The organism is Facklamia sp. P9177 (assembly GCF_050409585.1).
In the GTDB taxonomy this organism is placed as follows: domain Bacteria; phylum Bacillota; class Bacilli; order Lactobacillales; family Aerococcaceae; genus Facklamia.
Map to the genome: position 1 here is coordinate 19,867 of NZ_JBNUPE010000011.1, position 26,165 is coordinate 46,031.

Genomic DNA, 26,165 nt, shown 5'->3' on the forward strand with positions numbered 1-26,165 from the left:
CGATGAATGAACTAAACTCAAATAATCAGGATTTAACTCAAGCCACTTCTTTTGATGAAATTGATGATCTTCTGACGGATCCCTTTGACCAAGAAGAAGATCGGATTGAACCCATTCAATCTTTGCAAAGCGAATTATCAAAAGCTTCAATTCTTTCACAGAAAAAAGTTACCAATGAGAAAACAATTGACCGCTTGAGTAAAAATCGTCAAGCTCAAGCACGTAAACTCGCCCAGCAGATTGACGAGAAAAACCTTTCTGCTGTTATCACCTATGGGGCTAAAGCACAAAAGCGTTTGTCAGAATTCTCCCATTCAATGCTACATAATGTCCAACTTAAAGATACGGGTGAAGTCGGTGATGTTTTAACGGATTTAATGACTACCTTACAACAGTCGAATCCTAAGGAGTTAACCAGTCGACCTAATCTTTTTCAAAAAGTTTTTGGCCAAGTCCGTACCTCCATCTCTGATACCCAAATGAAATATCAAAAAATCGGTAATCAATTAGACAAAGTCGTTATTCGTTTAGAAAGAGAAAAAAACGAATTACTCAATGACAATATGATGTTAGAAACACTCTATCAAAAGAACAAAGACTACTTTGAGGCTTTAAATGTCTATATTGCAGCGGGTGAAGTTAAAATTGAAGAATTACAATCCAAAACGATTCCTCAAGCTATTAAAAAAGCTCAAGAAAGCAATAGCCAAATGGATGTGCAGGAAGTCCATGACCTTAACCAATTTTTAGATCGTTTAGACAAACGCACCCATGATCTAAGACTTACCCGTCAAATGACTATCCAGCAAGCTCCACAAATTCGGATGATTCAAAATACTAACCAAGCCTTGGCTGAAAAAATTCAAGCCTCTGTTCATACCTCTATTCCTCTTTGGGAAAATCAAATTACCATTGCCCTTGCACTTTTGAGACAGCAAGACGCTGCCACTTCTCAAAGAATGGTCTCAGAAACAACCAATGATTTGTTACGTCGCAATTCCGCTATGCTGAAACAATCGGCCATTGATACAGCTAGAGAAACTGAAAGAGGTATTATCGATATCGAAACCTTACAAAAAACGCAGGCTGATTTGATCGAAACGATTGAAACAACATTACAAATTCAAGCTGAAGGACGACAGCAAAGACAAGCCGCTCAAATAGAATTAGAATCAATGGAAAGTCAACTGCAAGAACGGTTATTAGCTATTTCAAATGAACAAAAACAACAAGCTATGAATCCTAAAACGTCACAAGATAATTATTTTGATGATTTTTAATTTTTACTTTAAACACTCTTTAGGAGTATTAAAAGAAACTAGGTAAAAAGTCCTAAATACGACAAAAATCAGCCCATTATCTAGGAATTTCCCCAGCTTTTAGGGCTTGTTATTCACTATTTTTATTTATTAAACGACAAAAACAGTGGCGAATCTCATATCAATTCGCCACTGTTTTTTAGGGCTTTGGCCCTGTCTTTTTTTTATAAAGTTATTCCTTATTCTCAAAATATTCAGGATAGTCCGCTTTCACAATTTCATGGCAGCGATGACAAAGTTCTTCTGCTCCTTCAATTGTGCCGACTTCTGGTCTTACTGCACGACAACGATCACAAACATCTCCTTTTGCAAAATCAACTTTCACGGCATAATCTTCAAACGAATGTGCATCTTGTGGTGCTTGATTAATGGATTGAACGTTTAATTGTGATACAGTAAATAATTGTGCAGGCTGATCACTTAGTAAATCGAAGGCTTTTTGATCTTCTTCATTAATATATAGTGAAACGGCTGCCTCAAAGGATTTCTTAATTGCCTGTTCTGGCTGATTCTTAGCTTCTTCGAGAGCCTTGTTTACTCCTGTTTGTAATTTAAAAAAGACATCCCATTTAGCAACAATCTCTCTAGCTTGCTCAAGCTGTTCTGCCTTAGGCATTTCAGCTAATTGAATAAAACCATCTACCGCTGGTAAATCTTTCCATGCTTCTTCAGCTGTATGTACAATTAATGGTGTCAATAAAATTAACATATCATGAACTATTTGATAAATCACTGTTTGCATAGAACGACGCGCATGGCTATCTTTAGCTTCAATATATACAATATCTTTAGCCACATTTAAATAGAAAGCTGAAAGATCAGAAGAAATAAAGTTCATAGTGCGCTTATAAAGTTCTGGGAACCTATACTTGTCATAAGCTTCTAAGATATCCGCTTTAAACAAGTTAAAGTTAGCATTCATATATTGATCGAGATTGGTGAGTTCTTCCTTAGGAACGGCATTTTCAGCTGGATGATAATCATTCACAAGACCTAACATAAAACGAAGCGTGTTACGAATCTTACGATAGGATTCAGAGACTTGTTTGAGGATTTCATTAGAGACACGTACATCAGCTTCATAGTCCACAGAAGCGACCCACAAACGAATAATATCTGCTCCTAAATCATTCATTACTTCAACTGGATCAATAACATTTCCTAAAGACTTAGACATCTTTTGACCCTTACCGTCATTTACAAAACCTTGTGAAAGAACCGCCTTGTATGGTGGGAAACCATTGACAGCCACAGAGGTAGTGAACGATGAGTTAAACCAACCACGATATTGGTCAGAACCTTCAAGGTATAAATCAGCTGGGAAGTTTAAATCTTCTCGCGCTTGTAAAACGCCAGCATACGATGTACCCGAATCGAACCATACATCCATAATATCCATTTCTTTTGTAAATTGACCATTTGGCGAAGCAGGATGTTGGAAGCCTTCTGGTAAAAGGTCTTTTGCCTCCCACTCAAACCAAATGTTCGTTCCATGTTCTTCTACTAAATCGGCTACATGATTGACAATATCTAATTCTAAAATAGCTTCTCCGTTTTCTGCGTAGAAAATTGGTAAAGGCACTCCCCAAACACGTTGACGAGAAATTACCCAGTCGCCACGGTCACGAATCATATTATAAATACGACGTTTACCCGATGGATGGTGCCAAGTGACTGCATTTTCAACATTATCAAGCAGTTCTTCACGGAATTTATCAATCGAAGCAAACCATTGAGGCGTTGCACGGTAGATAACCGGCTTTTTAGTTCGCCAATCGTGCGGATAAGAGTGAACAAATTCTGAATAATGCAAGAGGCTACCATTTTCTTTTAAGGTCTTAACAATTTGCTTTTGACCTTTCAAATAAAAGACACCTTCCAAACCAGGCGCTTCTTTTGTAAAATGTCCTCTGCCATCTACTGGCGACAAAATATCCAAACCATACTCTAAACCAATCCAATAGTCATCTTCACCGTGACCAGGAGCCGTATGAACTAATCCCGTACCTGTTTCTAAAGTAACATGATCGCCTACCATTAGTAAGGATTCACGGTCATAGAATGGGTGTTGAGCAGTCAAACGGTCAAAATCTTGCCCCTTATAATGTGCTTCGACTGGATAATTTTCCCATTCAAGCGTCGATGCTACTACTTCTAATAAATCTTCAGCGACAATAAAGTGACGGTCGCCAACTGCGACTTGCACATAATTAGCCTGTCCTAAAACAGAAATCCCTAGGTTAGCAGGTAATGTCCATGGTGTAGTCGTCCAAATAATAAATTCTGCTTCTTGAGGAAGGATGCCACCACCGTCTTTCACTTTGAAAGCTACATAAATTGAAGGTGAGCTTACGTCTTGATATTCAACTTCAGCTTCAGCTAATGAAGATTCTGACGACCAGGACCAGTATACCGGCTTCGCACCTTTATAGATATAGCCTTTATCAGCCATTTGTCCAAAAATACGTAATTGCTGTGCTTCATATTTAGGTTGCAAAGTTAAGTATGGGTTTTCCCAATCTCCATTAACTCCCAAGCGCATAAAGCTTTCTTTTTGACCTTCAACTTGTTTTAAAGCATAGGCTTCGCAAAGTTTACGAAATTCTGCTGTTGAGTGTTCTTTACGATTCACACCTTCATTCTTCTGTAAGGCTGACTCAATTGGTAAACCATGAGTATCCCAACCAGGGACATATGGAGAATAATGGCCTGTCATTGAACGAAAACGTGTAATAAAGTCTTTTGAAACTTTATTGAAAGCATGTCCCATATGTACGCGACCATTGGCATATGGCGGACCATCGTGTAGAATCCATGGTTCTGAATCCATATTTTTTTCTAACATTTTGTGATAAACATCAGCTTCTTGCCATTCTTTTTGTAAGCTTACCTCTTTAACAGGAAGATTCGCTCGCATATCAAAGGATGTTTTTCCAAGGTGCAAAGTATCTTTTAATTTCATTAGTTTTCTCCTCTCTATAAAAAAAGCCCCTTCCTAAGAAGGGACGTCAAATACGCGGTACCACCCAATTTAATAGTTAAACTATTCACTCTTCATGATAACGCTTTTGAAGCGGATCTAGCTAGTCAACTTTGACTCACTAGTCATTGAATAGAATGATAAAGAAAGATACAGGGACTCTTGAGCTTGCACCATCCTCAAGTCGCTAATGTATTATATCCATCTTCTTGTTTCTATCTCAGCTTTTACCAATAATTTTCTTAATTATATTAGTCTTCTGTTGGAAGGTCAATACGAATTGTTTCACCATGTAAGGCTTCATCAGATTTTTCTGCTTCATCAGAGTCTCTATCTGATGAATGATTTCGTTCAAAAGCCTCTAATTCTTCACGACTTAAAGGCATAGTTTTCATAGACTCAGAAGAATCTTCATCTTTTTCATCCACATGAATTTCCCTTAAGTCATTCAAATCAAAAACTTGCGTCATAGATAAATCTTCATTTTCTTCACTATCTATGGCTTCAAGCTTAGCATTTTGTTCTAAATCTTCCAGACGATTACTCGTTACTGATCTTTGTTCACGTGTCTGAGCAGGTGTTAAAGCGGTACCATCAAACAAATCTTCAAATGAAGTGTTATTTACAATGGATAATTGATTTTCAATTAAACGACGTAATTCTTGACGATATTTTTTCGTTACACTTCTCAACCTCTCTGCCTCTTCAAAAATTTCATTTGATTGCGCATTCGCTTCATCAATTACTCGTCCTGCTTCACTTTCAGCTTCATAGAGAATTAATTCTGCTTCCTTACGAGCATTTTGTTTTAGACGTTCTGCTGCTTCTTGTGCAATAATAATTGAAGAATTTAAAGATTCTTGTAATTGTGAAAAATAGTCAATTTTATCTTTAGCTTCTGCTAAATCACGCGTTAAATTGTGATTTTCTTCTAGTTTTTTCTCTAACTCTACGCGCACAATATCTAAAAAATCATTTACTTGTTCTGGATCATAGCCACGGAACTTATTATTAAATTCTTTTTCTAAAATATCATTTGGTGTAATTGTCATAAAGATCCTTCCTTTTTTATAAATTTTACGATACTTTTAACAAATCAATGGATAGTCTAAAATTATCTTTTTTCGTTTTACCATCTACTGACTGAATACGAAAGCGCCCAAAATGCCTGAGTGAAACAATATCAGAAATACCAACCAAAGTATCACTTCGATCTATCTCAGTAAAATTAATTTTAACTTGTCCTGCTTTAACTGCATCCTTGGCTCTTTGGCGCGAAATATTATATACCTTAGATATTAAACTATCTAATCTCAGAGAAGATACAATGACTGTTGCTTCTTCCCATTCATCAATCGATTGCAAAAGGTTCCCTCGTTTTATGGGATTCAAATGGACTCCTACATTGGCTATTTTTTTTACTTCATCCATTAAATAAGTTTGCATTTTTAAATCAACTACTAGCTGCCATGCCTGACTATCAGTGATAATATCTCCTATCCTTCCCCGCTCAATCCCTGTTGAGAGAATGGTTCCAAGTATTTTACCATGAGACAGTTCAGCAAATTTAATGGGGTAAGTAATTTCTAAGAATCCTAATTCTAAATCTGCTAAATCCAATAGATAGTAGTTAGGATAGATTAAGGCTCTCTTACGCTCACTTTCTTCATATCCTCCATCTAAATGATAATTCATCTCATCACGGCCGTTAACAATGTTTTTTAGAATAGTTGCTTCTCTCGGCGTTAAAAAAGATGTTAAGACGGGAGTATAAAGACGGTCAACTTGATCGATCCAATCATAAACTTGGTCTACAAAAGGAATTTCTTCCTTACGATAATGCTGATAAATAGACTCTTTCATTTACTAGCCTAAAATGGTAATAATCAACCAAATGACGCCCTGCTCAATAAAAGTCAATGTGAAGAGAGCGATGATCACATTGATTGAAATAGGACCAATGGGTGGAATATAGCGATCAAAAATATCGAGATATGGACTTGCCAGACGATCAATCATTCGTCCAATCGAACTTTCTCTTGCTCCGGGTAACCAGGAGAGTAAGGCATAGAGTATCAAGACCCATTGATAGACACGAAAAATTGTAGACACAAATTGGATAATTGCATTTAAATTCATAATACCTCCGACTTTATTGCTAAAAATTGGTGAAAAGAGGAAACACTGCTGCTTCCTCTAAGAAAATTAATGACGATTTCTTTTACGGAAGAAAGGAGGTGTTTCTAATTCGTCTTGCTCGTCAGATTCCGCTTGACGTACCTTACTTTCTGATTCCGATCTTTCAAAGGTTCTTTCAACCTTTTTTTCCTTAGGTTCAATATCTGCCACATCACGGGTAATTTGTTCGCGTTTAATATCCCAATCACTGAATAAATCACGTTCAGTCTCTTTTTGATTTGCTTGTTTTAAGTTGATTGAGCGGTCAGATGAATTCATCGATGGGGAACTTGATGCAGATGGGGTACTTTCGTTTGTCGAGAAAGTGTTGTTATGAGAGAAATTCGGACGGTTTTGACGCATTGCTTGTTGTTTATTGATGGTATTCTTTTCAGCATCAATTCCGGTAGCAATTACAGTAACAACCACCTCATCACCTAAGCTCTCATTAATTGAAGTACCAAAGATAATATTGACATCTTCGCTAGAAGCAGAAGAAATAATATCACTTGCATCTTGTGCTTCAAATAAGCTTAAGTCCGGTCCACCTGTTACATTCAGTAGAATTTGTTGAGCTCCATCAATTGAAACTTCTAATAATGGAGAAGAAATAGCTTTCTTAGTCGCTTCTGCTGTGCGGTTTTCCCCGGCAGCTGTACCAATTCCCATTAAAGCTGTTCCTTGATCCTTCATAACGGTTTTCACGTCTGCAAAGTCCAAGTTAATAAAACCAGGAGCGACAATCAAATCAGAAATCCCCTGAACACCTTGGCGTAAAACATTATCTGCTTCAGAGAAAGCTTCCATCATTGGTGTTTTTCGATCTACCACTTCTAGCAATCGATTGTTTGAGATGACTACTAAAGTGTCAACAGCTTCCTTGAGGTTTTGTAATCCTTCAGCAGCAAAGCGACCGCGCTTTGGACCTTCAAAAGTGAAAGGACGGGTTACGACTCCAACTGTCAAAGCACCTAATTCTTTTGCAATACGAGCGACAACAGGCGCAGCACCCGTTCCAGTTCCTCCACCCATTCCAGCAGTGACAAAAACAAGGTCTGACCCTTCAAGGACTTGTCGTAATTGCTCTTCTGATTCTTCAGCAGCTCTTAATCCTATTTCAGGAATCGAGCCAGCTCCTAAGCCTTTAGTAACTTTTGGACCTAATTGAATTTTAGTTTCTGCTTGAGAACTTTTTAAAGCCTGTGTGTCAGTGTTAGCGACGATGAATTCAACTCCTTGAACATCTTCGGAAATCATTCGGTTGACGGCATTGCCACCCGCTCCCCCTACACCAATAACTTTGATAACTGCTCCTTCAGGATTAACCGTTGGATCAAATGATAATTCCATTAATAAATTCCTCCTCTTGTGCTGTCTTAATTAGTCAAAAAACGTTTGAAAATATGCTCTTAATTTATTTACAAAACCACCCTCGTTAGTTGATGGGTTTTTAGTCGAAGCATCCATCCATTCTTCTTCAGAATATTGGTCTTCTGATGGATAATTATTATAAGATTGCGCTTGGCTATCGTTGTAGGCATAATAATCTGAGTGACTGGAATTATTTGAAAAAGCTTGACCATTAGGATGGGGTTGCGATAATGAAGGACTTTTAGGTTTTTGTCGAGCTTGACTTTGATTACTAAATCCTCCTTGAAGCCCTCCTCGTTGTCCGCCGCCATTACGAGCTTGATAATATGAGTTATCTGACTCACCATAAGGACGACCTTGGCCCCCGTCATACGGATTGGAAATTAGTGGACCAGCATCCCTAGCTGCAGCGTGCTGAACCCTTTGTGCTCGGAAAGTTGCCTGAGCGATTTGATGCACTTCGTCTAATTTTGACACATATTCAACCATCCCCATACTGGTCGTATAGACAGGGTTGCGCAGTCCCATTTGTTCTGGGATATATACACGAACTTGTGGCCCAAAGTACTTTTTGGCCAATTCTAATACGCCTGGTAAAGAAGAAGCGCCCCCAGTTAAGACAAAGCCTCCCGGTAAATCCAAAGCATCAACAGCTTCAAGATCCTCATGAATAGTTTCAAAAATTTGAACTAAGCGAGCTTCAATAATTTCAGATAAATAGCGCTCGTCTACACGAACAGGTTCTTTACGGCCGACTGTTTCAACCGGGAAATACTCTTCTGGTGAAGTTTGACTAGAAATGGCATAGCCGTATTCACGTTTTATGCGTTCAGCAGAATCTAGTGAAGTATTTAAAATAACCGATATGTCCTTAGTGACATAGTCTCCGCCTTCTTGATCTACAAAGGAATATTTCAATTGATTATCGTAAATAATTGAAGCTGAGGTTTGGCCGCCCCCCATATCAATAATCACTGTACCAAATTCTCGCTCATCTTGATTTAAAGCGGTGGTTGCAATTGCTTGAGGCTGAATAACAAACTCAGAAATTGAAAGACCTGCTTTTTCAACACACCGTCTAATATTATGAATAATGGTACGTGGTCCTGTCATTAACCGGGCATAAAGTTCTAAACGAACGCCAATCATTCCGCGAGGATCACGAATACCATTGAAACCATCAACAATGAACTCTTCTGGTAGAATGGCAATTACTTCTCGCTCAGGTGGAACAGAACGTACTTTTGCTGCCGAAATAACATTATCTACATCGCGCGAGGTTATTTCGCGGTTTTCACTTGCTACAGCTATCATGCCATGACAGTCATCAATAGCTAACTTGTTACTAGGCACCCCAACGACCACTTCATTAATTTTAACATTGGCTTTACGCTCTGCTTGCTCAATAGCTTTTTGAATCGAAAGAACTGTCTCATCGATATCGACAATAACTCCACGACTTAAGCCACGTGATTTTTCATTACCTACACCAATTATATTTACATGTCCGTTCATATACTCAGCAACAACAACTTTAATCGATGTTGTTCCGATATCTAAACTAACAATTATCTCTTGATTTCTCATCCAGGTGATGAACCCCCTTCATTTACACAAAACATGAGTTTTTATCACATTATAGTACTTTTATATTAACACACCCATAAAGCCAATGAAATTAAAAGAAGTCCTTGTTATCAATTCGTAATCATACTTATCTTAATTATTATTAAGCTTGACTGAATTAGTTTCATTTGCTATAGGCGTAAAATAAGCTCCCACTTCAAGATCAATAATTCCTTTACGATTGTTGAGTTGTTCTAACATTTTAGGATAATAATTTATTTTTTCCACTACTGTTGAACTCACTGCTTTTATGAGATTACCATCCTTCATCTTGATTTCGATATATCCCTCTTTACCTGGTTTGGAAGAAGGTGTTATTTTCTCAACCCTTTCTAAAATGCTTGTGTCGAACTGATCTAAAGCAATAGCAAGTTGTTTAAGTGCTGTTTCTGAAAACTCCCCTTCAATTAGAGGAAGTTGAGCCATTTGTTCAGCACTTAATTGATTTTGAATAACAGCTTCATCTGAAGTATAACCTTTACTCATCAGCGCATAATTTTTACCATTGCTAGAGTAAATACCAACAATTTTTTGTTCTTTAACAATAATGTTTATTGCCTTCCAATCGTCGCGCTGAATACGAACATCCTCCAATAAAGGATTGTTAGTGAGTATATGGTCTTCAATTTCTTTGCGCCATTTTAAAATATCTTTTGCCTTATCCATCGAATGAATCTTAACTCCATTGAGAATTGACTCACTCTGAAGGATTTGATTGCCCGAAACACTTAGTGTATTAACATTATCATAAGGTAATATTTGCCATCCAGACCAAACCATTAAACTGTAAATAATTAAATAGAGAATAAAAATTTTTCTCTTTCCTTTAGGAAACCCTTTTAACAATACTTCTTTACTTGGTAATCTATCTAACCAATAACTAGGAGTGGGATTATGAGGGGTTATTCTTTGACCATCTTGTCTATTTTTAAAAACAAATGACTCTTGAGAATTAGCGTCTATACGATAATTTTGTGAAGACCTTACTCGATAATAAGGCTCATTCATCGAGCTATTGTAATAATCAAGCTGTTGACTATCTCGATAATCATTTAAGGAATATATATTGGATCGATTTAAACGCTCTTGATTAAGCGAATGTTCAAAAGAAGTCGGAAGAATAGGTTTACCTTGAGAATCCAAACGATAATTCCCCATAGGGGCTGTTACTGGCTGATTATTTCTTTCTGAAATTGTCCTTTTATTCTGCCGATTCTGGTTCTTATCTGGTAACCGGTAATTAACCATCCCTATTCCTCCTCTCTTTTAAAATAGTTATACCATCTCGTTCATCATTTGAATGATTCGATCACTTGCATCCGTAATTCCCATGCTTTTAGCCGCCTGACCCATTACTTTTAAATCTTCAGGGGCCACCATTAATTGGCTAACTTCTTGATATAAAGACTGTCCACTAAGCTTTGACTCCTTTATCATAACAGCCGCCTTGTTATTTACTAAAGATAAGGCATTATGTTCTTGGTGATTATCTGTTACATAGGGACTAGGTATTAAAATACTTGGCAAGCCAAGAGCTGTTAACTCAGTTAAAGTTGTTGCTCCAGCTCGACAAACAACCAAATTAATAGCTTGAAAAACACTTGGCATATTATCGATATATGGAACGATTCGAACATTATTACTCTGATTAATTTCTTCAACCATCTCTTCATTCAGTTCTTGGAAGTGATTTTGTCCCGTTGCAATAATCACTTGATAATTAGCGCTTAACCATTTATCCAGCGACTCAATTCCTGCTTGATTAATAGCTGGTGCTCCACGAGAGCCTCCAAAAATTAAGACTGTCGGTTGATTATCTTTTAACTCAAATTGTTCAGACAAACAGTGAGGCATTGCCGGTGTCGATATCACTTCTTGCCCTCTAGGGTTTCCTGTTAAAACTACTTTATTTTGGTTTTTGCCAAATTGATGGCTCGCTTCTTCAAAACAAACAGCAATTTTATTAACAAAACGAGCTAAAAATTTATTCGTAATTCCTGCTACTGAATTTTGCTCATGAATAATAGTCGGAACTTTAAGCATACTGGCAGCTAATAAAACAGGTCCACACACATACCCACCTGTTCCAAGTACAATGTCCGGTTGGAAATCACGGATCATTTGCTTTGCCTTATGAGTAGAATGAAACATTTTAAAGATTAATTTTAAATTATCTATACTAATTGACCTTTTTAAACCTGTAATTTCGACTGCTTTAAAAGGTATTCCCGCTCGAGGAACAATTTTCGACTCCAATCCTCTTTGTGTTCCAATATAAAGCACTTCCACATCGGATCGTTCTTTCAATACTCGATACAAAGCTAATGCTGGATAAATGTGCCCTCCGGTTCCACCACCCGAAAGAACAATTCGTTTCACTTTATTCATTTCTTTCTCCTTTATTTTGATGCACTTTTAAAAGACTCGACCTGCTCGATAAACCGATCACCTCTAATTTCATAATTCTTAAATTGATCCCAAGAAGCACATGCTGGTGAAAACAAAACAATTTGTCCTTCTTTAGCATAAGCAAACGCTGCTTGACTCGCTTGGTCTAAATTTTCAAATAAATTGATTGTTTCGATTTTAGCTTGTCTAAAATCTTTTGCCATTTTTTCTCTCGATTCACCGTATAAAAAGGCTGCTTTCACTTTGTTTAAATAAGGTATTAAGTCCTGAAAATCATTTCCACGATCTAGACCCCCACCAATATAAATGATGTCTTGGTCAAAACTTTTAAGGGCTGTAATGGTTGCAGCCGTATTGGTTGCTTTGGAGTCATTATAAAATTCAATCCCCTTGATTGTACCCAGAGCTTGGATACGATGACGAATACCAGTAAAGTTTGCTAATTTTTCTTGAATAGCTGTATTATCTACCCCTTGAATTTTTGCAATAGCAATTGCGGCTAGCGCGTTTTCTAAATTATGCTGGCCAGGTAGATTAAACTGCTCGATTAAAGCGACTTCTTGACCTCGAAAATAAAAAGAATGATTTTTAATATAGGCACCCGCTTTTACTTGTTTGTGACGAGAAAACGGAACCTTTATCGCTGGAGAATGCTTCAACCATTCTTCAAGTTCAGCTTGATCGGCATTATAAATTAAATAATCTCTCTCGGTCATTTGCTGAATCAGTTTTAATTTTGCTGCAATATAGGCTTGCCTGGTTCCGTGGTAATCTAAATGTGCTGAATGAATATTGGTAAAAACCGCAATATGTGGATGAAATGAATGGATACCCATTAATTGGAAAGAAGATAGTTCCATTACGATTAAGTCCGTTTCATTTACTTCTTGAGCCACTTCAATTGACGGTACGCCCACGTTTCCTGCTAATTCAACTTTACCTTTCCATGAACCTTCTAGAAGATGGTGGGCTAAGCGAGTCGTGGTTGTTTTTCCATTAGAGCCTGTAATGCCGATAATAGGCGCTAGACTTTCACGATATGCTAGCTCAACATCCGTATAAATAGGTATCCCACGATGCTCAGCTTCTTGAATAAGCTCTAATGAATAAGGTATCCCAGGTGTCTTAACGATAAAGTCAATTCCTTCTAATATTTCGAGTGGGTGTCCCTTATCCACTACTCTAACTCCTGACTTTAATAGCAAATTAACCGACGGGTCCTGAGAAAGGTCCCCTCGGTCATTGAGCGTAATTTTTGCGTTTTCTTTTTGTAAGTAATTCACAACACTCTTGCCAGTTAGGGCATAACCCATAACTAGAATATGTTGGCCAGCGTATTTGTTTGTCATTTGTTTTCACACTTTCTCGCTTATTATGCCTATTATAAAATGAAATAGAGTAAGCTAGCAAGTAATCCTACTGTCCAAAAAACAAGCACGACTAGCTCTTCAGACCAGCCAATCATTTCAAAGTGATGGTGAATGGGTGACATCTTAAAGATCCGCTTTCCTCTGGTCTTGAAAGAAGCAACTTGTAAGATAACAGATAAAGTTTCTATTACAAAAACCATGCCGATGATTAATAGGGACCATGGGTTGTTTAAAAGTATTGAAATAATTGCTAATCCTGCCCCTAAAGCTAGCGAACCCACATCTCCCATGAAAATTTGAGCAGGTTTGCGATTAAATATTAAAAAAGATAAAAGGCTTGCTGTAACAATTAAGCAAGCCATAGCAACGGATGCTTGCTCTAGGCGAATAGCCAACATAAAGTAGGCTCCATAGGCAATGATATTTAACCCTGTGGCTAAACCGTCTAATCCATCGGTTAAGTTAACAGCATTGGAAAAACCAGTAATCCAAAAGAAGGCAAAAGCTATTACAACTATTAAATAGTTAATTTCCAAAGAGAAAATAGGCAATACAAATCTTTTACCTAAAACATAACCCGCTAGAACGACGATACCAGAAAATAAAAGCTGTAATAGAAATTTTTGTTTAGCAGTTAGCCCTTCATTTTTACCGGTGAAAATAGATATAAAATCATCGGCAAACCCAATGCCACCAAAAAATAACCAAGTTAGCACAATCATCAAGAGATTGGCATCTAGTAGATTAAATAGCCAGCCAAACATCAAAGTAATCATTATAGATACTGCAATAAACACCGTTCCTCCCATAGTGGGAGTACCTGTTTTTACTTGGTGCCATGAAGGGCCTTCTTGCCGAATAGCTTGTCCCATTTTCTTATTTAAGAATAAACGGATAAAAAGGGGCACTAAAGCCAGGGTTAAGAGGCCTGAACTAATAAAAGCCATTAATAACTGCATCATCTTTTCCATTTGTTTTCTAACTCCTCTTCTACAATCGCAACCTCATCATAAGGTATATAATCATCACCAATTACTTGATAAGCCTCTCCTCCCTTACCAGCAAAAAGAAGTGTATCATTAGCTTCGGCATGATTTACTAAATAATGAATGGCTTTTTTTCGATCTTCAATTAAATCATAAGGAACTTCTTGATGATCTCTTACCATTTCAGAAACAATCTTTTTAATGGGTTCATTTCGAGGATTATCTGCCGTAAATACAATATGATCCGCCCACTTAAATAAAATATCGCCCAAATCAGGTCGAGCAGCCGAATCTCTATTACCTCCGGAATGCCCAAACATTACTCTTAATTTTCCGTTTGAGGTTTCTTTTAATTCACTTAAGACATTTTCTAAAGCATCTGGTGTATGTGCAAAATCAATCACCACTCGATAATCTTGACCCTTATCAATAACTTGCATTCTTCCAGTGATACCTTTTAATCTAGGTGTCAAATCAACTATTTGTTCAGCTGAATAGCCATAATAAACTACCAGACACAAAAAGGCTGCTAAATAATTCATAACATTATAAGCACCAATCATCGATAAAGCAACTGGATAAGTTCTAGCTTGATAGTGAAGCTTGAATTTTTGTATTGAAGCTTCTGTCGTCAGCTCATCCACATAAACTGTGGCCTGAGGATCTTTCATACTATAAGTAATTACAACCGCCCCAGTAGCTCGACTCATTACATCTGCATAAGGATCATCTTGATTAATAATCGCTAGTCTTGGTTTTTGATGGTGAAAACTCTGTCCCAATTGTGCAAAGAGCAAACTCTTAGCATAAGCATAATTGTCCATAGTTTTATGAAAATCCAAGTGTTCTCGAGTTAGGTTAGTAAAAATTGCACAGTCCACATCGGTATACCAAAGACGGCCTAAGGACAAAGCGTGAGAAGAGGCCTCAATTATGATATCACTGCAACCCTCCTCGACCATCGACTTATAATACTTTTGTAAACTAACTGCTTCTGGCGTTGTATTAATAGCCGGAAGCAGACGCTCGCCAATTTTGTAATGCAGGGTGCCTATCACACCTGTCTTATGATTCAATAATTCTAAAAATTGAGAAATCAAATGTGTGGTGGTCGTTTTTCCGTTAGTCCCAGTAACCGCTACTAGAGGAAGCTGGCTAGATGGTTGACCGAAAAATTGATGAGATAATATTGCTTGCGCTCGATAAGTTGAAGGGACTTTGACTAGCGTTATTTTTTTATTCAAAGCCTTTTCTATTTGTTTAGAAGAGAATTCTTCGGCTACTATCAGTGAAATGTTTTCTTTCATCAGCTGATCAATTACTGAATGGCCATCAAACCTTTCACCTTTTATAGCGATAAAGGCAGCATTTTCAGTGAGCTTTCGACTGTCATTGGTCAGATCGTATATTTCTTTATTAAGATCTAAATCACCTAAAAGTTCGTAGTTAATTAAAACTGATATTAGTTTATTTAATCGCATTTCATTTCCTTCTCTCTACTGCTTGATTAATATAGACTCTAACATTGGATGAAAAACTTCGGACAGCATCTGAGTTCCATAAATACCATAGTCATTTTGTGGCCTTTTAATAAATAAATATAACATGTATTTAGGTTCTTCAGCAGGAAAGAAACTGATGACTGAATAAAAATAGTCGTTTTGTCCCGTTAGATAGCCTGTTCCCTCTTCATTAGCAATTTGAGCCGTTCCGGTTTTTGCCGCCACTCTGACTATGTCAGATTTAAAAGGTCTTGAAGTCCCATTTTGATCCTCAACCGCTTTAGTCATCAAGTCAATAATATAGAAAGTTACTTCAGGTTCAATAACTTGCCCTAAGTTTTGTTTTTGATAGCTTTGTCCGCTTTTATCAATATGATCAATATATTGAATTTTCATCATTTGCCCTTTGTTAGCAACCGCACTATAAGCTTGTAAAAGTTGCATCGGTGTAGCTGAAAATGCTTGGCCAAAGCCAGACATTATTCGTGATGTAGGGTTAGTGAAATCGAGTGAACCCGGATTTTCATTCGCTAGTTTACTATTTGTGCTAACGCCAAAACCAAATTTTTTTAATTCTTCAGTCCAAACTTGGTCTCCCATACGATTCACTAATTCGACCATTGCCACATTTGAAGAGCGAATGAAGCCATCTTCAAATGAAATTTGTCCCCAACCGAATTGGTTATGGTCTCTTACTTCACGATCAAACACTTTTACCATACCCGATAAGAACGTTTCTCCCGGTTGATAAACACCCATTTCTTTTGCTTTAGCCATGGTCAAAATCTTAACAGTTGATCCTGGTTCGTTAGCTGTTTCAACTAACAAATTCTGCCAAAGAGAGTCGATTCCTTCTCTGGTATTTAGATTAAATGAAGGTCTTTGAGCTGAGGTTAACAATTTACCAGTTTCTAATTCAACCAAGTAAGCCCCCATTGACTCAGGTTGATATTTCTTAAAAATCTTATCTAGAATAGTCTCGGTCTGATTTTGGATACGACTATCTAAAGTTAAATAGATATCATTAGCCAATTGAAGGTCAGTTGAATTTTTGCTTGATTTCCCACTCGATAATATATCATCAAATGCCGCTTCAATACCCATGGCTCCAACTAAACTTGATTGAGAACCTTCTTGGTTACTTTCATTAACTTCTGCATAACCTATTAAGTGAGAGGCAAAGTAGTCATTGAAATAATAACGGCTCACCTGACTAGTGAAAAAGATTCCCGGTAAGTTTTCAGCTTCAATTGCTAATTTTGTCTGTGCTGATATGTTTTTAGAAGCTGAGCCAAACTCAACTTGATTGACATTATCACTATTTAATTGCGTCCATATTTTTTCTTTCGGCATATCGATATATTTAGCAAGAATGGTCGCCGTATAATCAATGTCTTTAACCGTTTCACCTTCTGCCCAATCAGCATCTAGAACAGCGTACATAGAATAAGAAGTAGTATCCATTGCAATAGGCTGACCAAACTGATCATAAATTGTGCCTCTTTTTGCTTTAGCAATACTACTTCTATTGTCTACTTGCATTTCTAGTTTAGTTAAATTAACACCATTTACTTGTTTGAATAAAGCTATTTGTGCCATTCGACCAATCATTACTAAACCGATTAAAATTACAATGATAGCTAAAAAAAACAAATTCATCCCTTGATTATTATTCGCATTATTATTAGTCATTTTGATCGATATCCTTTACGCGATCCATTTCTGCCTTCATACCGTTGGCTTCTGCTACAAGCTCAATATTTTTATACTTTAAGTTTTCAGCCTTTTCGACCATTAACATTTCTGTTTCTTTGACAAGCTCAGCCTCTTCCAACTGGATCTCTTGAATCCTTTGGTTAACCTGGTTGACTTGCCAATGAATATAAAGACTCGCAAAGCAACAGCTAACCATTATAAAAATACCTAGCAATGCTAAGTTTCGATTCGTTATAATCGTTTGCCTTTTTGATCTCCTATCTTCATTATCAAACCAATCAGATTGATGGGAAGGTTCCCACTCTTCAATCTTTCGGACTGCTGAGCCATCAAACGTATTAGTAGATTGACCGACTAGCGATTGGGCTTGGTCTTTATTATAATAATTTCTTCTTTGATAACTTTCAGTCACAATCGCTATCCTCCTCAATACTACATACTAATTCTTTCAATAATTCTTAATTTTGCTGATCTTGAACGATTGTTATTCTTTAACTCTTCTTTTGAAGGTAGTATCGGTTTTCGATTAACTATTCGATAATCTGCTTGTTGATTACTTAAAACAGGTAAATTTCTAGGTGTTTCTGGTAAGGTGGATACTTGCTTAAACATTTGTTTAACCAATCGATCTTCTAAGGAATGGAAGGTAATAACTGCCATCCTGCCACCTACTTTTAACAGTTTTAACCCCTGTTCAATTGAACTTTCGACTGCGCCAAGCTCATCGTTAACAGCTATTCGAATGGCTTGAAAAGCTCGCTTAGCTGGATGTCCACCGGTCCGACGTGTCGCGGCAGGAATCGCTTCTTTAATAATCTCTGCTAATTGAGTAGTTGTTTCAATTGCTTGTTTTTTACGACTTTGTTCAATATTTCTTGCAATTCTTTTAGCAAATTTTTCTTCACCATACCGGAAGATAATACGCACCAAATCATTATAATCCCAAGTATTTACTACTTCATAAGCATCGAGCTCTTGCCTTTGGTCCATTCGCATATCTAGCCTTGCTTCTTGATGATAGGAGAACCCTCTTTCCGCAATATCTAATTGTGGTGAAGATACTCCCAAATCATAGTAAATCCCATCAATTAGGTGAATTGATTGCTCCGATAAGGCGACTTCTAAATCACGAAAATTTCTTTCAAAAAAAGTTATTTTTCCTTGGGATAATTGCTCTTTTAAAGTTACTTTAGCATTATTAATTGCCATAAGATCTTGGTCAAATGCCAATAATTTTCCACGGTCTGAAAGAAGGCTTAATAAGTATTGAGCATGTCCAGCGCCACCCAATGTACAATCAACATAAATTCCATTGGGATTCACTTCTAAACCATCAATTGTTTCCTTTAGTAAAACTGTTTCGTGCTCAAAGGACATATTGTCACCTCGTTATTTTAAAATCCAAAATCAATCATTTCTTCTGCAATATTTTCAAAATTTTCCTCAGCATCCTCTGCAAAATCTTCCCAAAGCTCACTGCTCCAAATCTCGATACGGTCTGATACGCCAATCACACGACATTCCTTATCAATCTTAGCGAACTCTATAAGATTTTTTGGTAAATTTATCCGTCCTTGCTTATCGATTTCTACTTCGGTGGCAGCCGAATAGAAAAAACGAGTAAACTTACGTGCGTCTTTTTTAGCTAGAGGTAATTGTTTTAATTTTTCTTCAATTGTTTCCCATGCATTCATGGGGTAGCCAAATAAACAGCCATCCAGACCTCTAGTTACTATAAAAGTCGAACCTAGTTCTGGACGAAACTTAGCAGGCATGATCAAGCGGCCTTTGGAATCGATATTATGTTGATATTCTCCCATTAACACGACTTGTTCACACTCCTCTCCTAAGTTAGATTAATTTTACCACATACTCCCACTTTTCACCACCTTATAGACAAAATTGAATAAAAAAACAGGTTTTGCTAGAAAGCAAAACCTGTTAAAGCTTGATATTATGATCATTTAAAGCTATTAAAAAAGTGGTGGGGTAATTAGAAAAAAATCGTCCACCATCTTAAAATAATCATTCCCACTAAATAAAAAACCAAGAAATAAAAAAGTAATTCACTTGCAGGCAAATAAAATTGCTTAAAATAGAAATGGTCGATTTCTTGTATATACTTATGTAATTGAACACCGATTGCAAAAGAAGAAAATAAAATAATAAATGGTAGCACATTAAAACCAAAAATTAACCAGCCAAAACCGTAAATTAATACCAATAAAGTGGGTAATAAACAAATGGCTAATGTTATAGGCCAATTTTTAAAATAGGTTAAATAAGGTCTCCCATATTTTTTAATTAAAAAAATCATAGTTAGAGGAATGATATAAAGCAATAACTCAAATACAGAAAAATCACTTGTCTGCAAAGTATCCCTTCTTTCCTCTAATGAATATTTCCTTTTAATATTATTCAATAAATGTCAATAAATGCAACCAGGTATCTTGATTAAATACTTCCCAATAATTTCCGTCTCCTAAAACAGCGTAACCGATAACTAAACCCATTCCAAAGACAATAATTAAAAGGATGATAAAGAAAAAAACTTTGAAGATCCCTTTCATAACTTGTTTAAATAGTGGATATTCTAAATATTTTAACTTCTCTGCCATTTATTCACCCCTAGTTTATTTCCAAATGGATTGCCACAATCTCATAAAGAAATTTGGCTTACTTGGTTTTTTATTATTTTTGTTTGGATCAATTAAACCGGATTCGACCCAATCCATCATTATACCAGTTCCTAATGCTACTGCATTCATGGGTTGGTCAGAAGGAATAGCTGAGACTTTTATCTGCTCAGTGATTAACAAATCTAGATCTTGGATCATCGCGCCCCCGCCTGTAATAACCAGTCCTTGATCATGGATATCTGCGATTATTTCTGGAGAAGCTTGTTCAATCACTCTGCGTATTGTTCTCACTATTTGATCTAATAAATCTTTTAATGCCCGATGTAAATCGTTAGAGTCAACATTAATCGCTTTTGGTAATCCTGTAACAAGATCGCGCCCCTTTAACTCTTGGTTATGAACATCTCTTCCATCCACCTTTTTAGCACAGGCAAGTTGCATTTTTATCCTCTCAGCTGATTGGATCCCAATGAGTAGTTGGTAATGGTCCTTAAAATACTGGATAATTGCTTCATCAAAGTCATCACCAGCTATCTTAATCGATTCTGCGTGAAGAATTTCACCTGAAGCAATAATTGCTATATCCGTCGTTCCTCCACCAATATCTACAATCATACTTCCTTTGGCTGATAAAACATCTAGGCCCGAACCGATAGCCGCTACCATCGGTTCAACTTCTACTCGAACCCTACCCGAAGTAACTTTTTGAACTGCCTCGAATAGTGAAAGTTGTTCGATTTCACTTACATTGGTTGGCGTTGAAATTAAAACATTTGCCTTTCTCAAGCCACGTCGAATGTGTGCGCGCTTGAAAAAGTGAAGAAGCATGGCTTCGGTTAAGTCATAGTCTGATACCACTCCACCTTTTAAAGGTTGTATAACTTCAAGAGACTTTGGCACTCTACCCCGCATTTCATAAGCTTCTCGTCCCACTGCCATTACTTCTTGAGTCGATTGATCTACAGCAATCACTGCGGGCTCATTTAAAATGACTCCTCGGCCTTTAAGATGGATTAATACATTGGTTGTTCCTAAATCAATACCTATATCTCTAGCCATTATACTCATCCTTTCTGGATGATAATTAAGCAAACACAGCTTTTACAGCTGGTTTATTTTGAATGGATGGAATTGGCTGGATATTAACACGTTCGATGTTTGCTCCTAAGCGAGCTAGCTTTTCATGGAAGAGGTAATAACCACGATCAAGATATTTCAACTCAGAAACCCTTGTCAATCCTTTAGCAGTAAGTCCTGCAATAATAAGAGCAGCTGCCGCACGAAGGTCTGTCGCTTTAACCTGGGCACCTGATAATTCTGCAGGTCCGTACATTACAACTGTTTGGCGTTCAATTTTGAAATCAGCGCTCATTCGACGCAATTCTTCAAAGTGCATGAATCGATTTTCAAAAACGGTTTCAGAAAGTGCTGAGTCTCCCTTAGCTAATAATTGAGCAATCGACATTTGTGCCTGCATATCCGTTGGAAAGCCTGGATAAGGCATGGTTTTAATGTCTGTGGGTTTCAAAACCTTGGGACCAATTACCCTTAGCGAAGAATCAAACACTTCAAAAACAACGCCCATTTCTTGCAACTTACTAATTAGCGGTTTGTTGTGATGAGCAATCGCTCCTTCAATCATGACATCTCCATTAGTCACAGCAGCCGCTACCATAAAAGTACCGGCTTCGATACGATCTGGCATAACTTCATAGTCCGTAGCCAAAAGTTCTGAAACACCTTCGATACGTATTGTCTCCGTTCCAGCACCTGAAACTTTAGCACCCATTTTATTTAAAAAGTTAGCTAAGTCAACAATCTCTGGTTCTCTAGCAACATTTTCAATCACTGTTTCGCCTTTAGCTAAAACAGCAGCCATCATAATATTTTCAGTGGCTCCCACCGAAGGGAAATCCAGGTAAATATTGGCTCCGATTAACTGGTCTGCTTTTGCTTCAACATATCCTGCTGCATTTTCAATAGTAGCTCCTAATGCTTCAAATCCTTTTAGGTGCAAATCAATGGGACGTGTACCGATTGCACAACCGCCTGGCATGGCCACACGCGCATGACCAAAACGTGCTAACATTGGTCCCATTACAACGATCGAAGCGCGCATTTTACTAACAAAGTCATAGTCCGCCATAGTTTTAACCCGACCTGTCGCATCGAGCGTCATCTGATTATTCGCTTGATTGAATTTAGTCTCTAGGTCAATATTCTTTAGCAATTCGTTCATTGTTAAAACGTCTGATAAAACAGGCACATTACTTAGTCGTGTAATTCCTTTCGACGCCAAAATAGAAGCTGCCAGAATTGGTAAAACTGCATTCTTAGCACCTTCAACCTTGACTGTACCCTCCAAACGGTTGCCACCTTGTACAATAATTTCTTCCATTTTAAATGAATCCCCTTTTGAAGACTATCGCTTTGGAGTAGGCGAGAGACTTATACACATGATTAGAGAAACGCTGACATCAATAGTAGACGTAAGGTTTCAATGATTGTTATAAAAAACGAACTTGTCAAATAGCCCAAGCCAATACTACATAAAATACATAGGTATCGGTCCATTGCTTGGTGTTGAGGCTGTAAAACACTCCTCCAATTAACTTTTGACAGAGCCATATAGGCTAGGATGACAAAGAAAATGCGAAAAAACAGTACTGCCATACCATTTATAATTGCATACATTTAAATCACCCTTTCATGTTCGTAATCATCATAGCATAAATAAGAAGTAAGTAAAATGACTATAAAGCAAAAATACTATCAAAAAGAAATAGGGCTTAACTTTTCACAATAAAAAAGCTATCCTGCTAATCTTTGACAGTATGAAATCTATTTATTACTTTTTAAAGTCATTTTGATGACTAGCATTTTGTAGATAATAACGTCGATGGTTATCAATCTTAGCCAAATAAAACTCTCCTTCATGAACACTTGGATCAAATTCAATTATTTCGTCACTAGGCTCAATGGCTTCTAAGTATAGCTTTTCATATTCCTCAATGCTTAACTTTCGACGTTTCTGGAACATTGCTTCAATTTCATTCAAGAGTATAGCCTCTCTAAAACCTGGCTGTAATGCTCCAAAAAAACATTCAGCAACCGCACCTGAACCATAAGAAAATAGGGAAATCTTATCGCCTTTTTTAAGACTTTGATCATGAACTAAAAGTGAAATTAAGCCTAGATAAAGCGAGCCAGTATAAATGTTGCCAATATGTCTTGAATATTGAACAGCGTGATCGTAATGTTTATCAAAACGGTCTAAAGCCTTCAACTTCTGATCTACATCTTTGAGTGTATTTGTTGAATCATTTAAATACTGACGATAGTTTTTAATCGCCTTACGACCCATTTTGGTAAATGGTAAATGGAACAATTGTACTTGATAAGCATCCCAAAAATCCGGTTTACGCTTACCTACTTCTTCCATAATATTCAAAAAGGTCTGATTATATAGATTGGTAGAAAACTTACCGTCTACACGTGGATATATGTCGTATTGTGGTCGCCAAAAATCAAATTGATTGTCAGTATAAGCAATGCTTTCTTCTTCAATAGCTAAAATCGCTGGATCAGCAGTTATTAACATAGCCACTGCTCCTGCTCCTTGAGTCGCTTCTCCAGAAGACGCTAGACCATATCGAGCAATATCGGTTGTAACGACTAACACCTTTCTTTCGGGTCTTAAGCGCACATAGTCAACAGCCGCTTGTAAAGCTGCCGTTCCTGCATAACATGCCTCTTTGATTTCATAGGAGCGTGCAAAACGGTTAATCTTTAATGCTTGGTGCAAATATATTGAAGCTGCTTTAGAATAATCAAAAGACGATTCAGTAGCTACAATCACTTGGTCAATTAAGTCCCGATCTTCTTTTGAAATAATTGGTAACGCTGCATTAATGGCCAATGTAACAATATCTTGTTTGTAATCCGTGACAGCCATTTGACTTTGGCCGATTCCAATTGTAAATTTTGCTGGATCAATATCTCTTGCTTGAGCTAATTCCTCCATGTCTACATATTGGGGTGGTATATAAAAATGAATACGGTCGATTCCAACTTTTGTTTTCATTAATTCCCTCCTCAGTTTTTTCAATCATAATAGACATTATCTTACGAATTTCTCATTTTGTCTAGTAAATCCCTTGCAATCTGAGAGTTAAAGCTTTCTCTTACTTTTAACAATTTAACTAATAGGTCGATTTCATCGGCTTTGGCTCCCACTTGTATCGCTAAGCTACGAGCCTGCAATCCCATATGACCCTTTTGTATACCTTCGGATACGATGGCTTTTAAGGCTGCAAAGTTTTGGGCTAAACCGACAGAAGCAACAACTTGAGCTAACTCTAAAGCATTAGGATTTCCCATTAAATTTAAAGACCACTTTGCCATTGGATGAATGGATAAGGTCCCCCCCACCGTAGCGACTGGAAGAGGAATGTCCATATGTCCGCTCAATTCAGCCTTCTTAGAATCATAAAACCACTGACTTAAACCTCGATATTTTCCTTCTTTACATGCAAAGGCATGAACACTCGCTTCTACCGCACGCCAATCATTTCCTGTAGCAATCAAAACCGCATCCACTCCATTCATAATCCCTTTATTATGAGTTGTGGCACGGTAAGGATCCAATTGGGCATAGTCACTAGCCATAGCAATTTTTTGGGCAATAGGATGGGCTCTATCTAAATTTATATCTATACGCTCAATAGAAAGAGTCGCTTCCACCTTAACAAAATTTTGTGGATTGTAATTTGAAAGAATTGCCATTAAAACCTTGCCACCAATATCTTTTTTTATCTCAAAGGCTAATGCTTCCAAAACAGTATTTAAAGAGTTGGCTCCCATAGCTTCACAAGGGTCAAATAGTAGATAATAGGAATGGTAGAGCGTCTGATTGCTGCGATAAGCCGAATACTCAATATCTAAAGGTCCCCCTCCTCTTTCTACCATCCGATAAGCTACTTTTTTAGCAAAGCTCAACCACCCCTCTTTATGCTTGTTAAGAGCTTGTTTCGCTTCAGCTTCTGTCCAATCAGTTAAAACAATTTGTCCTTTAATCGTTTTACGGTCTAAATGCGCTTTAATATTACCCAAATGTTTGGCGCCATTGGATGCCGCAGCTATTACCGATGGTTCTTCTGTTACCATCGGAACTATGTAGTCCTTTTCGTTCACTTGAATAGTCGGTAATATCCCCATTGGAAGGCCATAAGTGTAGAGATAGTTTTCAATCATCTGATTGGCTCTTTTTTCATCTAATATAGGAAAATCCATCTTATTTTCTAAATAAGGGGAAATGTTTAAACGTCTTTCCTGTAATGATTGACGGTAAAATTTCTTAAGTGTCATTAAATGCTCCTCATAAAAAAACACAGGTAGAAAAATCTACCTGTGCAAGTAATTTAAAAATTATTTAGTCCCGAAGATACGGTCACCAGCATCACCAAGTCCTGGTAGAATATAGGAATTCTCATTTAAGCGCTCATCCAAGGCAGCTGTAAAGATATCAACAGTTGGAAAAGCTTCTTGCAAAGCCTTCACTCCTTCAGGAGCAGCCACTAAACATACAAATGTAATGTGCTGCTTATCAACGCCATATTTCTCAGTTAATTGTTTAAGAGCTGAAATGGCAGATCCTCCTGTAGCTAACATTGGATCGACTACAAATACTTGGCGATCTTTAATATCAAGAGGAAGCTTAGCAAAATATTCAACAATCTCTAATGTGTCATGCTCACGATACAAACCAATGTGACCCACACGAGCAGCGGGGACCAAAGATAAAATTCCGTCTACCATACCTAATCCTGCACGAAGAATTGGAACAATAGCCATTTTCTTACCAGCAATTTGTTTTTGCTTAGTAACAGCTAGTGGTGTTTCAATTTCAACTTCTTCAAGCGGTAGGTCGCGTGTGATTTCATAAGCCATCAACATAGCAATCTCATTGGTTACTTCACGAAACACTTTAGTTGAAGCATTCTTATCGCGAATAATGGTTAGTTTATGTTGAATTAAGGGATGATCAACTACCGTAAATTTTGCCATTCT

24 protein-coding genes are annotated in these 26,165 nt (G+C 37.2%); 1 reads left to right on the plus strand and 23 read right to left on the minus strand.

Features of this window, described 5'->3' with window-relative positions; translation table 11 throughout:
- Positions 1-2: 2 nt before the first annotated feature.
- A complete protein-coding gene (locus ACQV18_RS06615; protein WP_428873878.1) occupies positions 3-1,280 on the plus strand; it encodes a toxic anion resistance protein in 1,278 nt (425 codons plus the stop codon).
- 211 nt (positions 1,281-1,491) lie between these two features.
- On the opposite strand, the gene ileS is transcribed toward ACQV18_RS06615, so the two are convergent.
- From ileS to upp, 23 genes are all read right to left on the minus strand, one after another.
- Positions 1,492-4,281, minus strand: a complete 2,790-nt coding sequence (gene ileS / locus ACQV18_RS06620; protein ID WP_428876020.1) for an isoleucine--tRNA ligase — start codon at positions 4,279-4,281, stop codon at positions 1,492-1,494.
- Positions 4,282-4,550: 269 nt separating this feature from the next.
- Positions 4,551-5,351, minus strand: a complete 801-nt coding sequence (locus tag ACQV18_RS06625) for a DivIVA domain-containing protein (RefSeq protein ID WP_428885108.1) — start codon at positions 5,349-5,351, stop codon at positions 4,551-4,553.
- 25 nt (positions 5,352-5,376) lie between these two features.
- A complete protein-coding gene (locus ACQV18_RS06630) occupies positions 5,377-6,162 on the minus strand; it encodes an RNA-binding protein (RefSeq protein WP_428873875.1) in 786 nt (261 codons plus the stop codon).
- 3 nt (positions 6,163-6,165) lie between these two features.
- Positions 6,166-6,438, minus strand: coding sequence for a YggT family protein (locus tag ACQV18_RS06635; protein ID WP_428873874.1), 273 nt, complete (start codon positions 6,436-6,438; stop codon positions 6,166-6,168).
- Positions 6,439-6,504: 66 nt separating this feature from the next.
- Entirely contained in the window at positions 6,505-7,827 is a 1,323-nt protein-coding gene (gene ftsZ, locus ACQV18_RS06640; RefSeq protein ID WP_428873873.1) for a cell division protein FtsZ, read from the minus strand.
- A 30-nt stretch (positions 7,828-7,857) separates the two neighbouring features.
- Positions 7,858-9,435, minus strand: a complete 1,578-nt coding sequence (ftsA, locus tag ACQV18_RS06645; protein WP_428873872.1) for a cell division protein FtsA — start codon at positions 9,433-9,435, stop codon at positions 7,858-7,860.
- Positions 9,436-9,567: 132 nt separating this feature from the next.
- Complete coding sequence (locus ACQV18_RS06650; protein WP_428873871.1) at positions 9,568-10,722, minus strand: cell division protein FtsQ/DivIB; 1,155 nt, start codon at positions 10,720-10,722, stop codon at positions 9,568-9,570.
- A 27-nt stretch (positions 10,723-10,749) separates the two neighbouring features.
- Positions 10,750-11,862 carry an undecaprenyldiphospho-muramoylpentapeptide beta-N-acetylglucosaminyltransferase gene (gene murG, locus ACQV18_RS06655; RefSeq protein WP_428873870.1) on the minus strand — a complete coding sequence of 371 codons (1,113 nt, stop codon included), beginning with the start codon at positions 11,860-11,862 and terminating at the stop codon, positions 10,750-10,752.
- 11 nt (positions 11,863-11,873) lie between these two features.
- Positions 11,874-13,232: a UDP-N-acetylmuramoyl-L-alanine--D-glutamate ligase gene (gene murD, locus ACQV18_RS06660; RefSeq protein ID WP_428873869.1), complete on the minus strand. Its 1,359-nt coding sequence runs from the start codon at positions 13,230-13,232 to the stop codon at positions 11,874-11,876.
- A 32-nt stretch (positions 13,233-13,264) separates the two neighbouring features.
- The gene (gene mraY / locus ACQV18_RS06665) at positions 13,265-14,224 is read right to left on the minus strand and encodes a phospho-N-acetylmuramoyl-pentapeptide-transferase (protein ID WP_428873868.1); all 960 of its coding nucleotides are present in this window, start codon (positions 14,222-14,224) and stop codon (positions 13,265-13,267) included.
- Positions 14,212-15,720 carry a UDP-N-acetylmuramoyl-L-alanyl-D-glutamate--2,6-diaminopimelate ligase gene (locus ACQV18_RS06670; RefSeq protein ID WP_428873867.1) on the minus strand — a complete coding sequence of 503 codons (1,509 nt, stop codon included), beginning with the start codon at positions 15,718-15,720 and terminating at the stop codon, positions 14,212-14,214. The genes mraY and ACQV18_RS06670 overlap by 13 nt, the downstream gene beginning before the upstream one ends.
- A gap of 15 nt (positions 15,721-15,735) precedes the next feature.
- Positions 15,736-17,433 (minus strand): peptidoglycan D,D-transpeptidase FtsI family protein, encoded by a 1,698-nt coding sequence (locus ACQV18_RS06675; RefSeq protein WP_428873866.1) that lies wholly within the window; start codon positions 17,431-17,433, stop codon positions 15,736-15,738.
- Positions 17,426-17,869 (minus strand): hypothetical protein, encoded by a 444-nt coding sequence (locus ACQV18_RS06680; RefSeq protein WP_428873865.1) that lies wholly within the window; start codon positions 17,867-17,869, stop codon positions 17,426-17,428. Before ACQV18_RS06680 ends, ACQV18_RS06675 begins: the two co-directional genes overlap by 8 nt.
- 20 nt (positions 17,870-17,889) lie before the next feature.
- Positions 17,890-18,834: a 16S rRNA (cytosine(1402)-N(4))-methyltransferase RsmH gene (rsmH, locus tag ACQV18_RS06685; protein WP_428873864.1), complete on the minus strand. Its 945-nt coding sequence runs from the start codon at positions 18,832-18,834 to the stop codon at positions 17,890-17,892.
- Positions 18,835-18,851: 17 nt separating this feature from the next.
- A complete protein-coding gene (gene mraZ / locus ACQV18_RS06690; RefSeq protein WP_428873897.1) occupies positions 18,852-19,277 on the minus strand; it encodes a division/cell wall cluster transcriptional repressor MraZ in 426 nt (141 codons plus the stop codon).
- A gap of 173 nt (positions 19,278-19,450) precedes the next feature.
- A complete protein-coding gene (locus ACQV18_RS06695; RefSeq protein ID WP_428874972.1) occupies positions 19,451-19,831 on the minus strand; it encodes a hypothetical protein in 381 nt (126 codons plus the stop codon).
- A 40-nt stretch (positions 19,832-19,871) separates the two neighbouring features.
- Entirely contained in the window at positions 19,872-20,075 is a 204-nt protein-coding gene (locus ACQV18_RS06700; RefSeq protein WP_428874971.1) for a DNA-directed RNA polymerase subunit beta, read from the minus strand.
- Positions 20,076-20,090: 15 nt separating this feature from the next.
- Positions 20,091-21,155 (minus strand): rod shape-determining protein, encoded by a 1,065-nt coding sequence (locus ACQV18_RS06705; protein ID WP_428892779.1) that lies wholly within the window; start codon positions 21,153-21,155, stop codon positions 20,091-20,093.
- Positions 21,156-21,180: 25 nt separating this feature from the next.
- The gene (gene murA, locus ACQV18_RS06710; RefSeq protein ID WP_428873860.1) at positions 21,181-22,494 is read right to left on the minus strand and encodes a UDP-N-acetylglucosamine 1-carboxyvinyltransferase; all 1,314 of its coding nucleotides are present in this window, start codon (positions 22,492-22,494) and stop codon (positions 21,181-21,183) included.
- A gap of 62 nt (positions 22,495-22,556) precedes the next feature.
- Positions 22,557-22,790 carry a DUF1146 family protein gene (locus ACQV18_RS06715; RefSeq protein ID WP_428892780.1) on the minus strand — a complete coding sequence of 78 codons (234 nt, stop codon included), beginning with the start codon at positions 22,788-22,790 and terminating at the stop codon, positions 22,557-22,559.
- 154 nt (positions 22,791-22,944) lie between these two features.
- A complete protein-coding gene (locus tag ACQV18_RS06720) occupies positions 22,945-24,180 on the minus strand; it encodes a hydroxymethylglutaryl-CoA synthase (RefSeq protein WP_428873859.1) in 1,236 nt (411 codons plus the stop codon).
- Positions 24,181-24,221: 41 nt separating this feature from the next.
- On the minus strand, positions 24,222-25,463 hold the full coding sequence (locus ACQV18_RS06725; protein ID WP_428873858.1) for a hydroxymethylglutaryl-CoA reductase, degradative: 1,242 nt from the start codon (positions 25,461-25,463) through the stop codon (positions 24,222-24,224).
- A 60-nt stretch (positions 25,464-25,523) separates the two neighbouring features.
- Positions 25,524-26,162, minus strand: coding sequence for a uracil phosphoribosyltransferase (gene upp, locus ACQV18_RS06730; protein ID WP_428873857.1), 639 nt, complete (start codon positions 26,160-26,162; stop codon positions 25,524-25,526).
- Between the last annotated feature and the right edge of the window lie 3 nt (positions 26,163-26,165).